This window comes from Mesorhizobium sp. P170090, from assembly GCF_057786115.1.
On record NZ_JBYNWH010000001.1, the window covers coordinates 215,381 to 229,057 of the forward strand.

The 13,677-nt window shown below is 63.6% G+C and carries 15 protein-coding genes; 11 read left to right on the top strand and 4 right to left on the bottom strand.

The genetic code is table 11. From position 1 onward, the window contains the following. Positions 1 to 125: 125 nt before the first annotated feature. The 3 genes from AC3EML_RS01060 to AC3EML_RS01070 form a co-directional block, all read right to left on the bottom strand. Complete coding sequence (locus AC3EML_RS01060; RefSeq protein WP_023670126.1) at positions 126 to 785, bottom strand: peroxiredoxin; 660 nt, start codon at positions 783 to 785, stop codon at positions 126 to 128. A gap of 190 nt (positions 786 to 975) precedes the next feature. Next, entirely contained in the window at positions 976 to 1,341 is a 366-nt protein-coding gene (locus AC3EML_RS01065; protein ID WP_023670127.1) for a cell division protein ZapA, read from the bottom strand. 12 nt (positions 1,342 to 1,353) lie between these two features. Beyond that, positions 1,354 to 1,626: a DUF4164 domain-containing protein gene (locus tag AC3EML_RS01070; RefSeq protein ID WP_023670128.1), complete on the bottom strand. Its 273-nt coding sequence runs from the start codon at positions 1,624 to 1,626 to the stop codon at positions 1,354 to 1,356. A 273-nt stretch (positions 1,627 to 1,899) separates the two neighbouring features. Between AC3EML_RS01070 and tkt the strand changes: the two genes are divergently transcribed. The 8 genes from tkt to AC3EML_RS01110 all read left to right on the top strand — a co-directional run bounded on the left by tkt (position 1,900) and on the right by AC3EML_RS01110 (position 11,675). Further along, positions 1,900 to 3,891: a transketolase gene (gene tkt / locus AC3EML_RS01075; protein WP_352522070.1), complete on the top strand. Its 1,992-nt coding sequence runs from the start codon at positions 1,900 to 1,902 to the stop codon at positions 3,889 to 3,891. Between the two features lie 152 nt (positions 3,892 to 4,043). After that, positions 4,044 to 5,054 carry a type I glyceraldehyde-3-phosphate dehydrogenase gene (gap, locus tag AC3EML_RS01080; RefSeq protein WP_023683984.1) on the top strand — a complete coding sequence of 337 codons (1,011 nt, stop codon included), beginning with the start codon at positions 4,044 to 4,046 and terminating at the stop codon, positions 5,052 to 5,054. 205 nt (positions 5,055 to 5,259) lie between these two features. Continuing rightward, the gene (locus tag AC3EML_RS01085; protein WP_023683985.1) at positions 5,260 to 7,146 is read left to right on the top strand and encodes a potassium/proton antiporter; all 1,887 of its coding nucleotides are present in this window, start codon (positions 5,260 to 5,262) and stop codon (positions 7,144 to 7,146) included. Positions 7,147 to 7,291: 145 nt separating this feature from the next. Then, entirely contained in the window at positions 7,292 to 8,494 is a 1,203-nt protein-coding gene (locus AC3EML_RS01090; protein WP_352522069.1) for a phosphoglycerate kinase, read from the top strand. Positions 8,495 to 8,614: 120 nt separating this feature from the next. Further along, positions 8,615 to 9,640, top strand: a complete 1,026-nt coding sequence (locus AC3EML_RS01095; protein ID WP_352522068.1) for a class I fructose-bisphosphate aldolase — start codon at positions 8,615 to 8,617, stop codon at positions 9,638 to 9,640. 171 nt (positions 9,641 to 9,811) lie between these two features. Next, positions 9,812 to 10,552, top strand: a complete 741-nt coding sequence (locus AC3EML_RS01100) for a DUF899 domain-containing protein (protein WP_023693666.1) — start codon at positions 9,812 to 9,814, stop codon at positions 10,550 to 10,552. A 63-nt stretch (positions 10,553 to 10,615) separates the two neighbouring features. Beyond that, positions 10,616 to 11,329: an SGNH/GDSL hydrolase family protein gene (locus AC3EML_RS01105; protein WP_023706280.1), complete on the top strand. Its 714-nt coding sequence runs from the start codon at positions 10,616 to 10,618 to the stop codon at positions 11,327 to 11,329. Between the two features lie 121 nt (positions 11,330 to 11,450). Next, positions 11,451 to 11,675, top strand: a complete 225-nt coding sequence (locus AC3EML_RS01110) for a hypothetical protein (protein WP_155929767.1) — start codon at positions 11,451 to 11,453, stop codon at positions 11,673 to 11,675. Between the two features lie 9 nt (positions 11,676 to 11,684). Here AC3EML_RS01110 and AC3EML_RS01115 read toward each other — a convergent pair whose 3' ends face one another. After that, a complete protein-coding gene (locus AC3EML_RS01115) occupies positions 11,685 to 11,846 on the bottom strand; it encodes a hypothetical protein (RefSeq protein ID WP_023683991.1) in 162 nt (53 codons plus the stop codon). A 204-nt stretch (positions 11,847 to 12,050) separates the two neighbouring features. Between AC3EML_RS01115 and AC3EML_RS01120 the strand changes: the two genes are divergently transcribed. From AC3EML_RS01120 to AC3EML_RS01130, 3 genes are all read left to right on the top strand, one after another. Then, positions 12,051 to 12,221, top strand: coding sequence for a hypothetical protein (locus tag AC3EML_RS01120; protein ID WP_023670139.1), 171 nt, complete (start codon positions 12,051 to 12,053; stop codon positions 12,219 to 12,221). Between the two features lie 181 nt (positions 12,222 to 12,402). After that, on the top strand, positions 12,403 to 12,813 hold the full coding sequence (locus AC3EML_RS01125) for a hypothetical protein (RefSeq protein WP_031199867.1): 411 nt from the start codon (positions 12,403 to 12,405) through the stop codon (positions 12,811 to 12,813). 126 nt (positions 12,814 to 12,939) lie between these two features. After that, complete coding sequence (locus AC3EML_RS01130; RefSeq protein WP_023683994.1) at positions 12,940 to 13,659, top strand: helix-turn-helix transcriptional regulator; 720 nt, start codon at positions 12,940 to 12,942, stop codon at positions 13,657 to 13,659. The last annotated feature ends 18 nt before the right edge of the window (positions 13,660 to 13,677 follow it).

The following is a 13,677-nucleotide window of genomic DNA, read 5'->3' on the forward strand; positions in this document are numbered from 1 at the left end:
TGCCCGACAGGAACCGTTTTCTCCGTCGGGTTGAACAACAGCATGGTCATCTGGCAAAGCGCGCCGGTCAAGCACGCCTTGCCAGAAATAGGACTGAAGCCCGAAATAGCTCCGACGGAGAAAACCTAGGCTGACGGCTGCTTGGTCTTCCTGAGATAGGGCAGGATCGTCTCGAAAGCGCCAAAACGCTTGACCGCATCTTCGTTCGAAACTGCGGCGGTGATGATCACATCCTCGCCCTGCTTCCAGTTGGCCGGCGTCGCCACCTGGTGCTTGGCGGTCAGCTGCATGGAATCGACCGCGCGCAGGATCTCGTCGAAGTTGCGGCCCGTCGTCATCGGGTAGGTCAGCACCAGCTTGATCTTCTTGTCCGGCCCGATGACATAGACCGAGCGCACCGTGGCGTTGTCGGCCGGCGTGCGGCCTTCCGACGTCTCGCCGGCGCCCGCCGGCAGCATGTCATAAAGCTTGGCCACCTTGAGGTCCTTGTCGCCGATCAGCGGGTAATTCACCGTCTGGCCGGTCGCCGTCTTGATGTCGGCCTGCCACTTGTCGTGGCTCGCAACGGGATCGACGGAAATGCCGATGACCTTGACGTTGCGCTTCTTGAACTCGCCTTCGAGCCCCGCCATCGTGCCCAGCTCGGTGGTGCAGACCGGGGTGAAATTCTTCGGATGGCTGAACAGGATCGCCCAGCCGTCGCCGATCCAGTCATGAAACTTGATCGGCCCTTGCGTGGTCTCGGCGGTGAAGTCAGGCGCGATGTCGTTGATACGAAGGCTCATGGCATTATTTCCCCAGCAACAGATTTCGTCAGGAGCGGCCGTGGACGGCGTCAACGCTCCGGCATTCCCGCATCTTAGCGCAAAAATCGCGGCTGCAGGACAATAGGAAACTATTATTGGCGACGGAACGAGCACTTTCGTTCTACGGACCGACGTTGGGCCGACAATCTTTCGTTTGTGCGGGGAAGGCTCAGGCCTTGTTGACCGCCAGCGACGTGGCCAGGTCTTCCATGCGCTGGGCGAGCGCGCCGAGCGCGCTGGTCAGCACGGTGTCGTTCTTGTCGGCCTTGGTCAGCGCTTCGTCGCGCGTCTTGCGCAGCGTCTGCACTTCGGTCTCCATGCCCTTGACCCGCTTCTGCAGCTCCGAAAGCTCGTCCATCACCATGATGCCGGCCATCACCGTCAGCCGCTGGTCGCCGATCTCGCCGAACGAATCCTTCAGATGCGAGACATAACGGTCGAACCGCTCGGCGAGGTCGATCAGGTGCTCTTCCTGACCCTCGTCGCAAGCCATGCGATACTGCTTGCCGTCGATGGAAACCGTGACCTGTGCCATGGCCTGCAGCTCCTACCTGTCCAGCACCGCGCGGATGGTTTCCATGGCGGTCACCAAGCGGCGCGACACTTCCTTGTTGGCATCTTCCAGCCGTTCGGCGCGGGCTTCGGAATTGTCGAGTTCCTGCGCCAGCCGTGAACGGTCGGCGTTCATGCGCTGCACCTCAGCCTCGGCTTCGGAATAGTCGCGCTCGTGCTCGAGCTTGGCCGCGACGGCGTTTTCCAGCCCCTCGATGGCCTTGCCCAGCCTGTGGATGACTTCCTTGAGTGTGGTTTCGCCGGTCATGGCCTTCGTCCTGTGCCCTGCCCATCACCGAATCGCTTCGCGTTCAGAACGCGTTAACAAGGAAACATTAGGCACCGGGTGAAGGCAACGTCAACAAAGCTCTCGCGACTGTCCCCCGCTAACGCTAATGTAGGTCGCCCCATAAGGTCTCAAAGCCATCACAAGACCGGCAAATGTGCAGCCGATTTGTTGACTAAAAGCCCGTGGCTGCTATGTGTCGCGCACTCTTTCCTGGGCTCTGCCAAGCCCACAAATCCCCACCCCGGAGGTACCATGACGTCGCGTGAACAACATGACCGGATGGCCAATGCGATCCGTTTTCTCTCCATGGACGCCGTCGAGAAGTCCCAGTCCGGCCATCCCGGCCTGCCCATGGGCTGCGCCGACATCGCCACAGTGCTGTTCACCCGCTTTCTGAAATATGATCCGAAGAACCCCCATTGGCCGGACCGAGACCGCTTCATCCTGTCGGCCGGCCACGGTTCTATGCTGCTCTACTCGCTGCTGCATCTGACCGGTTACGAGGACATGACCCTCGACCAGATCAAGCATTTCCGCCAGCTGGGTTCCAAGACTGCAGGCCATCCCGAATACGGCCATGCCACCGGCATCGAGACGACGACCGGCCCGCTCGGCCAGGGTCTCGCCAATTCGGTCGGCTTCGCGCTCGGCGAGCGCATCATGAACGCCGCCTTCGGCAACGACCTCGTCGACCACTACACCTATGTGCTGGCCGGCGACGGCTGCCTGATGGAAGGTGTTTCCCAGGAAGCCATCGCGCTGGCCGGCCACCTCAAGCTCAACAAGCTGATCGTCTTCTGGGACAACAACAACATCTCAATCGACGGTCCGGTTTCGCTTGCAGACAACACCGACCAGGTCGCCCGCTTCCAGGCCTCGGGCTGGAACGCCAGCCACATTGACGGCACCGACCCCGAGGCGATCGCCTACGCCATCGAAGCCGCCCGCCATTCCGACAAGCCGACGATGATCGCCTGCAAGACGACCATCGGCTTCGGCGCCCCGACCAAGGCCGGCACCAACAAGGCGCACGGTTCGCCGCTCGGCGCCGACGAGATCGCAGGCGCGCGGAAATTCTTCAACTGGGACTCGCCGCCCTTCGAAATTCCGGCCGACATTCTCGACGCCTGGCGCACCGCCGGCAAGGCCGGCGTCAAGCCGCGCACCGACTGGGAAGGCCGCCTGGCCAAGGCCAAGCCTGAGTTGAAGGCCGAGTTCGAGCGCCGCCTCGCCGGCAAGCTGCCGTCGAATTTCGATGCCGTCATTGCCGACTACAAGAAGAAGCTGTCGGCCGACAAGCCGAAGGTCGCCACCCGCAAATCGTCGGAAATGGCGCTGGAAGTCATCAATGGCGCGGTGCCGGAAACCATCGGCGGCTCTGCCGACCTCACCGGCTCCAACAACACTAAGACCAGCCAGACCAAGAACATCACGCCGGACGATTACGGCCAGCGCTATGTCCACTACGGCATCCGCGAGCATGGCATGGCGGCCGCCCTCAACGGCCTGACGCTGCATGGCGGCCTCATCGCCTACGGTGGCACCTTCATGTGCTTCTCCGACTATGCCCGTCCGTCGATGCGGCTGGCGTCGCTGATGGGCATCCGCTCGATCTTCGTCATGACCCATGATTCGATCGGTCTGGGCGAAGACGGCCCGACCCACCAGCCGGTCGAGCATCTGGCGGCGCTCCGCGCCATCCCCAACCACAATGTCTTCCGCCCGGCCGACGCGGTGGAAACCGCCGAATGCTGGCAGATTGCCATTGAATCGGAAAAGACCCCGTCCACCCTGGCGCTGACCCGCCAGAACCTGCCGACGGTGCGCACCGAGCACTCGGCCAGGAACCTCAGCAGCCAGGGCGCCTATGAACTGGCCGCGGCGAGCGGCGAAGCGGCGGTGACGATCTTCGCCACCGGCTCCGAGGTCGAGATCGCGCTCGGCGCCCGCGAACTGCTGGAACAGCATGGCCACCCGACCCGCGTCGTCTCGGTGCCTTGCTTCGAACTGTTCGACCAGCAGAGCGACGCCTACCGCAAGGAGACGATCGGCAACGCGCCGATCAAGATGGCGATCGAGGCTGGCATCCGTCAGGGCTGGGATCACCTGATCGGCTCCGACGGCATCTTCATCGGCATGACCGGCTTTGGCGCTTCCGGCACCATCGAGCAGCTCTACCCGCATTTCGGCATCACCGCCGAAGCCGCGGCCAAGGCGGCGGAAGCCCGCCTGCACGGCCAGTAAGATCAGGGTCAGTCCCGCGCACCAAGGCGGATTCGCGGGGCTGGTCCAACCTAATCGATTTAAATTCGGCCTTCTGCGGCTGGATTCTTGTGCCATCCGCCGCTATGAAGCTGCGGACCCATCTGCCGCCTCCAGCTCCCAGGGAGAGTAAAATGACCGTCAGAGTTGCCATCAACGGATTTGGCCGCATCGGCCGCAACATCCTGCGCGCCATCCATGAATCCGGCCGCAAGGACATCGACGTGGTCGCCGTCAACGACCTCGGCCCGGTTGAGACCAACGCGCATCTGCTGCGCTATGACAGCGTGCACGGCCGCTTCCCGCACGAAGTGTCGGTCTCGGGCGACCAGATCACCGTCGGCAAGGAGACCTTCAAGGTCACCGCGATCAAGGACCCGGCGCAACTGCCGTGGAAGGAACTCGGCATCGACATCGCGCTCGAATGCACCGGCATCTTCACCGCCCGCGACAAGGCTGCCGCGCATTTGACCGCCGGCGCCAAGCGCGTCGTCGTCTCCGCGCCTGCCGAAGGTGCTGACCTCACCGTCGTCTACGGCATCAACCACGACAAGCTGACCAAGGACCACATCGTCATCTCGAATGCGTCCTGCACCACCAACTGCCTGGCGCCGCTGGCCGCCGTGCTGCACGAGACCGTCGGCATCGAAAAGGGCATGATGACGACGATCCACTCCTACACCGGCGACCAGCCGACGCTGGACACCATGCACAAGGATCTCTACCGCGGCCGCGCGGCTGCCCTGTCGCAGATCCCGACCTCGACCGGTGCGGCCAAGGCGATCGGCCTGGTGCTGCCCGACCTCAAGGGCAAGCTCGACGGCATCTCGATCCGCGTGCCGACCCCCAACGTCTCGGTTGTCGACTTCAAGTTCATCGCCAAGCGCGCCACCACCGTGCAGGAGATCAACGAAGCGGTGATCGCTGCCTCCAACGGCAAGCTCAAGGGCATTCTCGGCGTCACCCATCATCCGAATGTGTCGATCGACTTCAACCACGATCCGCGCTCTTCGATCCTGGCGCTCGACCAGACCAAGGTCATGGACGGCAACTTCGTTTCGGTGCTGTCCTGGTACGACAATGAGTGGGGCTTCTCTAACCGCATGGCCGACACCTCGGTCGCCTTTGGCAAGACCATCGCCTGACCTGAAGGCATCGTCTCGCAGCTTCGAACGCCCGGCTTGTCCGGGCGTTTTTCGTCAGGGCGGCGGGCAAGGCGCGCCAAGCCGCCAAACGCCGGAAAATCAGCGGCATCAGGCAAAAAGCCATCCTTGCGCCTTGCACCGGCCATGCCTTCGCCCCACTCTCCCGTGAATCGGTAGAAAGAGGAATTCGAGGGGCAAATCACGGATGGAGCATGCGATCTATCTCGTCACGCTGGTCGGCACAGCGCTAGTCGTCGCCGCAGCGTTCTCGAGCCTGATCGCCTTCCGCTTCGGCGCCCCTTTGCTGCTGCTCTTCCTCTGCATCGGCCTCGCCAGCGGCGTCGATGGTCTCGGCATCGAATTCGACAATGCGCGCGTGGCATATTTTGCCGGCTCGCTGGCGCTGGCGGTCATCCTGTTCGATTCCGGTTTCGGCACGCCGCTCAACGCGCTGCGCCAGGCGGCCGGACCGGCGGTGTCGCTGGCGACCTTCGGCGTAATCCTGACCACTGGCCTGTTCGGCGCCGCCGCCTATTACCTGCTCGACCTCAGCTGGCTGGAATCCTTCCTGCTCGGCGCCGCGGTCGCCTCGACCGACGCGGCTGCGGTGTTCTTCCTGCTGCGCGCCGGCGAGATCAATCTGCGCGAGCGCGTGCGCGCGACACTGGAAGTCGAATCCGGCACCAACGACCCGATCGCCATCTTCCTGACCATCACGCTGGTCGAGATCATCGCTGCCCACGCCAATCCCGAGACCCATGTGCTGGTCACCGACCTGATCCTCGGCTTCCTGCTCAATATGGGGCTCGGCGCCGTCGTCGGCGTGCTTGGCGGGCTCGGCATCGTGCGCCTCGTCGACCGGCTCAACCTCGACCATGGCTTGCTGCCGATCTTCGTGCTGACCCTGTCGCTGATGGTGTTCGCCGCCGCCGGCGCCATTGGCGGCTCGGGCTTCCTGGCGGTCTATCTCGCCGGGCTGATTGCCGGCAACTCCGACATCCGCGCCGTCACCATCCTGAAGCGCTTCCAGGACGGCATGTCGTGGCTGGCACAGATCATCATGTTCCTGATCCTCGGCCTGTTCGCGACACCCTCGCAGTTTCCGGCGATCATGGTGCCGGCGGTGCTGCTCGGCCTGTTCCTGATGTTTGTCGCGCGCCCTGTCGCCGTCTGGCTCTGCCTGATCCCGTTCCGCCTGCCGCGTCCCGAGATCGCCTTCGTCTCCTGGGTCGGCCTGCGCGGCGCCGTGTCCATCCTGCTTGCCATCACTCCGCTGCTCGGAGGGCTGGAGAACGGCCGCACCATCTTCAACGTCGCCTTCATCATCGTTCTGGTATCGCTGGTGGTGCAGGGCTGGTCGGTCGGTCCGCTGGCGCGCCGGCTCGGCCTGATCGTGCCGGCGAGACTCGGGCCGCTCGACAAGGTCGAACTCGAACTGCCGGGCTCCGCCCACCACGAACTGCTCGCCTACCGCGTCGCGCCCGGCAGCCCGGTGGCGCGCGGCGAGCGCATCCCGCGCTGGGCACGGCCCTCGCTGGTGCTGCGCGACGGCCGCTCGATGCGTTTCCAGGACATGGGCCGGCTCGCGGCCGGCGACCAGGTCTACATCTTCGTGCCCGACCGCTATCCGCGCCTGCTTGACAAGCTGTTCGCCAGCCGCGCCGTGGTCGACCCCGAGGATGCCGACTTCTTCGGCGCCTTCGCCGTCGATCCCGCCCGCTCGGCCGCAGAGCTCGAGGCCGCATACACTCCGGGATTGAGCGAAGCCGAGCAGAAGCTCACCGTCGGCGCGCTGGTGACGGCGCGGCTCGGCGGCCATGCCGAATATGCCGACCGGGTGCTGATCGGCCCGATCGAATTGATCGTCCGCGACGTCGACGACAAGGGCAAGATCACCGGTCTCGGCCTCTCCTTCGAGCCGACCGCGCCGGTGGCGCGGGTTCCGGTGTTCCTGAGCGCCGGCGAGATCGGCGATCGTGTCTCCGCCTTCATCCGCAACTGGCGCAAGCCGACCGAGACGCAGACTGCAGAGGCGACAGCCAATGAGAAGGCCCTTGAGCCGACGGCGGAAAAGATAACGACCGAAGGCTGACAAGCGATCGGTTCACGCTGACGTCCCGCATCATCACGACAGCCTTCGCCTTGATCTCAAAATTTAGCTCGCACCCCGGCTCAAGCCTTGCATCGTCATCGATGCGAGGTATGGTCCCGGCGATTTTCCACGGAAAGGAACCCGCATGGCCGCCTTCAAGACACTCGACGATATCGGCAATATCAGCGGCAAGCGCGTGCTGGTGCGCGTCGACCTCAACGTGCCCGTCGCCGACGGCAAGGTCACCGACGCCACCCGCATCGAACGCATCGCGCCGACCATCGCCGAGCTGTCCGGCAAGGGCGCCAAGGTCATCCTGCTCGCGCATTTCGGCCGCCCGAAGGATGGTCCCTCGCCCGAATTCTCGCTGGAGCCGATCGCCAAGGCTGCCGCGGAGGTGCTTGGCCGCCCCGTCGGCTTTGCCGGCGACTGCGTCGGCGACACGGCGGGCAGTGCGGTCGCCGCCATGAACAAGGGCGATGTGCTGCTGCTGGAAAACACCCGCTTCCACAAGACCGAGGAGAAGAACGACCCGGCCTTTACAGAGCGGCTCGCCGCCAATGGCGATATCTTCGTCAACGACGCCTTTTCCGCCGCCCACCGGGCGCACTCCTCGACCGAAGGCCTGGCGCGGCTGTTGCCGTCCTATGCCGGCCGCACCATGCAGGCCGAGCTCGAGGCGCTGGAGAAGGGGCTCGGCAATCCGGTCCGCCCTGTCGTCGCCATTGTCGGCGGCGCCAAGGTGTCGACCAAGATCGACCTGTTGATGAACCTGGTGAAGAAGGTCGACGCGCTGGTGATCGGCGGCGGCATGGCCAACACTTTTCTCGCCGCGCGTGGCACCGCTGTCGGCAAGTCGCTGTGCGAGCATGACCTTGCCGCGACCGCCAAGCAGATCATGATCGAGGCCGCCGAAGCCGGCTGCGCCATCATCCTGCCTGTCGACGGTGTCGTCGCCAAGGAATTCAAGGCGGGTGCGGCCAGCGAGACCGTTGCCATTACGGATGTCCCGGCTGACGGCATGATCCTCGATGTCGGCGAAAAGACCGTGAAGACGATCGGCGAATGGATCGACCGCGCCGCGACGCTGGTCTGGAACGGCCCGCTCGGCGCCTTCGAGATCGAGCCTTTCGACCACGCCACGGTGGCTGCGGCAAAGCACGCGGCGGCCCGCACCAGGGCCGGCAAGCTGGTCTCGGTCGCCGGTGGCGGCGACACGGTGGCCGCCCTCAACCATGCCGGCGTCGCCGACGATTTCACCTATGTCTCGACCGCCGGCGGCGCTTTCCTCGAATGGATGGAAGGCAAGCCGCTGCCCGGCGTCGACGTGCTGAAGAAACAAGCCTGACCGGGACGAGGGCGTCAAACGAGGCGCTGGAAACTTTCAATCGATTCGAGCTTTCCGATGCCATTCCTTTGGCGGTAGACTTCCCTTAAGCGCGGAACAACACCGTCAAGGAGAAGAAAAATGAGCGAACGTCTCGAAGACATTGCCGCCGCGATGGTGGCCGGCGGCAAGGGCCTGCTGGCCGCCGATGAGAGCTCCGGCACCATCAAGAAGCGCTTCGACGTCATCGGCGTCGAATCGACCGCCGACAGCCGCCGCGACTACCGCGAGATGATGTTCCGCGCCAAGGACGCGATGACGAAGTACATCTCCGGCGTCATTCTCTACGACGAGACCATCCGTCAGAAGGCTGCCGACGGCACGCCTCTGGTCGACATCATCAAGGCGGCGGGCGCCATCCCCGGCATCAAGGTCGACGCCGGCGCCAAGCCGCTGGCCGGCTTTCCCGGCGATACCGTTACCGAAGGCCTCGACGGCTTGCGCGAGCGGCTCGCGGATTATTACAAGCTCGGCGCCCGCTTTGCCAAATGGCGCGCGGTGATCGACATCGACAGCGGCAAGGGCGTGCCCTCGGTCAATTCGATTGCCTCCAATGCCCATGCGCTGGCCCGCTATGCCGCACTGTGCCAGGAGGCCGGCATCGTGCCGATCGTCGAGCCGGAAGTGCTGATGGACGGCGCGCACGACATCGACACCTGCTACGACATCTCGAAGGCAACGCTGATCAAGCTCTATGACGAGCTGCATGCGGCGCGCGTTGTGCTGGAAGGCACCATCCTGAAGCCGAACATGGTGCTGGCCGGCAGGAAGTCGGGCAAGGTGAGCAGCCCCGAAGAGGTCGCGGAAAAGACCATAAAACTGTTCCGCGAAACCGTACCGGCAGCGGTGCCGGGCATCGCCTTCCTTTCGGGCGGGCAGTCGGACGAGGAGGCTACCGCCAACCTCAACGCCATCAACGCCATCGGCCCGCATCCGTGGAAGCTGACCTTCTCCTATGGCCGCGCCTTGCAGGCCGCCCCGCAAAAGGCCTGGAGCGGCAAGGCATCGAACGTCGCCGCCGGCCAGGCCGCCTTCACCCATCGTGCCCACATGAACCATCTGGCGGCGCTGGGACAATGGACGGCGAGCCTCGAACAGGCCGCCTGAGCGCAGTCCTCCCGTTGTCATACAACCCGGGCCGGTGCGCCCGGGTTTGTTTATGCAAAGCCCGGCTTGGACGGAGTTCGTCCATCCTTATCTCCTTTCGGCAAAAGCTGACGGCGATGTCGGTTTCTGCCCACCCCAAACGTCCTTGGGTGAACAGACAGGGAGAACTTCATGACTCGCAGCAAGGTGGTTTCGCGTGAAGACTGGTTTGAGGCGCACAAGGCGCATCTGGCGCGCGAGAAGGAATTGACACGGTTGCGTGAGCGCATCGCCGCCGAGCGGCGTGAACTGCCCTGGATGAAAATCCGCAAGGACTATGTCTTCGAGACCGAGCAGGGTCCGAAGAACCTGGCCGGACTGTTCGGCGCCAACAGCCAACTGATCGTCTACCACTTCATGATGACGCCAGGATCGAACCACCGCTGCGAAGGATGCTCCTTCCTTGCCGACCATATAGACGGCGCCGATCAGCATCTCAGGCACCACGACGTGTCGCTGGTGGTGGTTGCGCGCGCGCCGCTGGCGGAACTGCTGCCTTACAAGCAGCGTATGGGCTGGAAATTCGACTGGGTGTCGTCCTACGCCTCGGATTTCAACTTCGACATGCAGGTCTCCTTCACCGACAAGCAGATCGCGGCCGGCGACACCACCTACAATTTCGAGACGCGTCCGCGCACGTCAAAGGACCTTCCCGGCACCAGTGTTTTCTACAAGGAAGAGAACGGCGACATATTCCTTACCTTTATGTCGCGCGCCCGCGGCGGCGAGGCCCAGATCGGCACTTACGACTATCTCGACATGACACCGAAGGGCCGCGGCGAAAATGGCCCTTATCATAGCCTGATGGACTGGGTGCGGCTGCATGACGAATATCAGGACAAGCAGGCGGACAAGCCGAACTGCTGCGACTAGAAGCTCGTTCACCTCAGGCGAAACTTGCGCTAAGGCTGCGGCTTATCTCTAAACGGTATCGCCATGCGCTTCCCGGCCCTTCTTACCTGGCTCGCCTACCCCGTTTATGTCTGGCAGGGCCTCGGCGTGCGCCGCCGCACCACCCGCATGCTGCCGGCACAAGGGCCGGTCATGCACGAAATATCGGGCAAGGCGCCGGCCATCTCGCTGCTGGTGCTGGGCGATTCCTCGGCCGCTTCCGTCGGCATCGGCAATTCCGAGAACGGGCTTGCCGCGCAGCTTGCAATGCTGGTCGCAAAACGAACCGGCCTTGCCGTGCGCTGGCGCGCCGCCGGGTTCAACTCGGCAACGTCGGGCCAGATCCGCGACCATGTGCTGCCCAATCTGTCGGCCGATCGGTGGACGCATATAGTGCTGGCCATCGGCACCAACGACACCAAGAATTTCCACTCGGTGCCGCGCTTCAAGAAAGAGTTCGGCGGCCTGCTTTACGCGCTGCGCGCCAAATGGCCGGAGGCCCGCGTCGTCTGGTCGCCGGTGCTGGAATTCACCCGTGCGCCGGCCATGCCGCCGCTGCTCGGCAAGATACTCGAAATCCGCGCTACCGCAATGAACCGCATGGGCGAGCGCCTCTGTTTCGAGCGCGGCGCCGTGCCGGCGCCACGGCTGCCGATCACCAACCCTGAGGCCGGCTTTGCCTCCGATGGCTTTCATGCCTCGGAAGCCGGTTACCGCGCCTGGGCCGAACATCTGGTCGGATGGGTGCTCGCCGATTGACCTGAGGGGGCACAAGCTCGGACTGGTGGGCTTCAGAGAACTGACGCGAGTATTTCCAAATACTGTTGATTGCAGCCTGCTTCCAATGGATCTGAGCCAGAATATAATCCAGCAGCAATGGATGAGCTACGGCCTGGATTCCGAAACCGGCAACGACACCTGCACGCTGACCGGCAACCGCGCCGAATCGAGCAAGCATGTCATTCCGGCCGGCCCGGCCAACGGCACGCCTTTTATTGCGGCGAACCTGCCGGAATTCATGACGACGCGCGGTGGCGATTACTTCTTCGTGCCCAGCCTCAACGCCATCCGGATGATTGCCATGGGAACGGTGGACCCGACCTGACCCTCAAGGCTATGCCCAGTGCCCCAGCGCACCCGCCAGCGCGATGGCCGCCATGGCGATCAGGGCCAGCTTCCAGAAATCGCCGCGCCGCTTCAGGCCCGGCCAGCCGAGCGGCTTGATCAGCTGAATGGCCATCATGCCGATGATGACGAGCGCGAGGAGTTTCGACATGCCCGCCTTTGAGCAGCATCGCGACAGGCTGTCAAAGCGGTTCTTGCATGGTCTCGGTCGACTTGGCCATTCCTGACAAAAGGCTCGTTTCCGAACCGACCGCCAAGCACCTCGCAGCTTTCTTCAACGAGCTGACATGCTCCTGACAGACTGCTGTCAGGAGGGGTATGCGATAGTGTCTCCATCAGAGAAGAGGAGATGGTCATGAACAGCTTTGGTATTTTGAACAGCGTACAGCACTATGTCGGCAAGATCCGCACGATGCGCAATGAAGTCCGTACCCAGCGCTTCCTGAACTCCTTGCCGGCGGACATCCGCAAGGACATTGGCTGGCCGGATATGTATGAGGGTCACAGCCGCATTCGCGAGATCTGAGGCGTTTTACATGACAATGCTTGGATGCGGACCCCGCAACGCCCGGATCATTGACATGGACCCCCGGGCAGCGACCCCTCGGGCTGGCGCAAAAACTTTGGCGCCTGCTACGGACAATGCTGAAGGCTCCTGACAGAATGCTGTCAGGAGCACCATGCCATAAACGTGTCAGGAGACATGAATGGTGAAAAGCTGGAACGACAGGCTGAACACGCCGGGCGTCAACGGCGTGAAGCCGACGCCACGCACAATGGGCGACGTCGTCGAGGGCCAGCCGATGCTGGTGCCGACGGCCCGTCAGGTCGATGATTTCATCCGCACGATCCCCAACGGCCTCGAGATGGATGTACGCGCCTTGCGCACCGCGCTCGCCATCGAGCATGGGGCGCAAGTGACATGTCCGGTCACCATCGGCTATCATCTGCGAACCGTCGCCGAAGCCGCCAATGAGGATCTCGAACGCGGCATGACGCTGAACGATATCACGCCGTACTGGCGTGTGCTCGACGTGAACACGCCGACAACGAAGAAGTTGTCCTTCGGCGCGGAATTCGTCGCCGTGCAGCGCAAGCGCGAAGGACTTAAACCATAATGCGTGTCGCCCAAAAGTGCGCAGCGGTTTTTGGGAGAACGACAAGCATAAAACAGGACATGGATGTCACCCGGAACCGGTTTTGGCCCCATGACATTCATAGACAAGCAGCCGAGGGACCATACGATGCGACGTGCCGACAGGCTCTTTCAGATCGTGCAGCACCTGCGTGGCGGCCGGCTGGTCACCGCCCAGAAGCTCGGCACATGGCTCGAGGTTTCCGAGCGGACCATCTACCGCGATATCGCCGATTTGCAGTCGACCGGAGTGCCGATCGACGGCGAGGCCGGCGTCGGCTACATGATGAGGGAGGGTTTCGACCTTCCGCCGCTGATGTTCACGCGTGACGAAATCGTCGCGCTGGTCGCCGGCGCCCGCATGGTGCGGGCCTTTGGCGGCGCGGCCATGGCGCGTGCGGCCGACGAGGCGCTGGTCAAGATCGGCGCCGTCCTGCCCGACGCCGAGAAGGACCGCATCGCCCGCACCGAGATCCACACGCCGATGTGGGTGGTGAGCGACGCCGCGCGTGAGGCGATCGACGTGATCGAGCGCGCTGTCGAGAAGCGACAGGTGCTGACCATCGACTACCGCGACGAGGCCGGCCGCGGCACCGGGCGTGACATCCGTCCGCTCGGTCTGTGGTTCTGGGGCAAGGTATGGACGCTGGTTGCCTGGTGCGAGATGCGCGACGATTTCCGCGCCTTCCGCATCGACCGCATCGCCTCGGTGGTCATCGCCGGCCGCATCTTCAAGCCTGAGCGAGGCAAGCAGCTTGCCGACTTCTACCGCGCCGTCGAACGCTCGGAGGACTATGGCATGACGCCGGACCGGGCGGCGCGCAGCTGAGACTTCGATAATCAATGA

Coding starts and splice junctions, on each gene's coding strand:
- AC3EML_RS01110 (WP_155929767.1), top strand. CDS start 11,451: ATGAGCTACGGCCTGGATTCCGAAACCGGCAACGACACCTGCACGCTG.
- gap (WP_023683984.1), top strand. CDS start 4,044: ATGACCGTCAGAGTTGCCATCAACGGATTTGGCCGCATCGGCCGCAAC.
- AC3EML_RS01115 (WP_023683991.1), bottom strand. CDS start 11,846: ATGTCGAAACTCCTCGCGCTCGTCATCATCGGCATGATGGCCATTCAG.
- AC3EML_RS01105 (WP_023706280.1), top strand. CDS start 10,616: ATGCGCTTCCCGGCCCTTCTTACCTGGCTCGCCTACCCCGTTTATGTC.
- AC3EML_RS01130 (WP_023683994.1), top strand. CDS start 12,940: ATGCGACGTGCCGACAGGCTCTTTCAGATCGTGCAGCACCTGCGTGGC.
- AC3EML_RS01085 (WP_023683985.1), top strand. CDS start 5,260: ATGGAGCATGCGATCTATCTCGTCACGCTGGTCGGCACAGCGCTAGTC.
- tkt (WP_352522070.1), top strand. CDS start 1,900: ATGACGTCGCGTGAACAACATGACCGGATGGCCAATGCGATCCGTTTT.
- AC3EML_RS01095 (WP_352522068.1), top strand. CDS start 8,615: ATGAGCGAACGTCTCGAAGACATTGCCGCCGCGATGGTGGCCGGCGGC.
- AC3EML_RS01065 (WP_023670127.1), bottom strand. CDS start 1,341: ATGGCACAGGTCACGGTTTCCATCGACGGCAAGCAGTATCGCATGGCT.
- AC3EML_RS01100 (WP_023693666.1), top strand. CDS start 9,812: ATGACTCGCAGCAAGGTGGTTTCGCGTGAAGACTGGTTTGAGGCGCAC.
- AC3EML_RS01120 (WP_023670139.1), top strand. CDS start 12,051: ATGAACAGCTTTGGTATTTTGAACAGCGTACAGCACTATGTCGGCAAG.
- AC3EML_RS01070 (WP_023670128.1), bottom strand. CDS start 1,626: ATGACCGGCGAAACCACACTCAAGGAAGTCATCCACAGGCTGGGCAAG.
- AC3EML_RS01060 (WP_023670126.1), bottom strand. CDS start 785: ATGAGCCTTCGTATCAACGACATCGCGCCTGACTTCACCGCCGAGACC.
- AC3EML_RS01125 (WP_031199867.1), top strand. CDS start 12,403: ATGGTGAAAAGCTGGAACGACAGGCTGAACACGCCGGGCGTCAACGGC.
- AC3EML_RS01090 (WP_352522069.1), top strand. CDS start 7,292: ATGGCCGCCTTCAAGACACTCGACGATATCGGCAATATCAGCGGCAAG.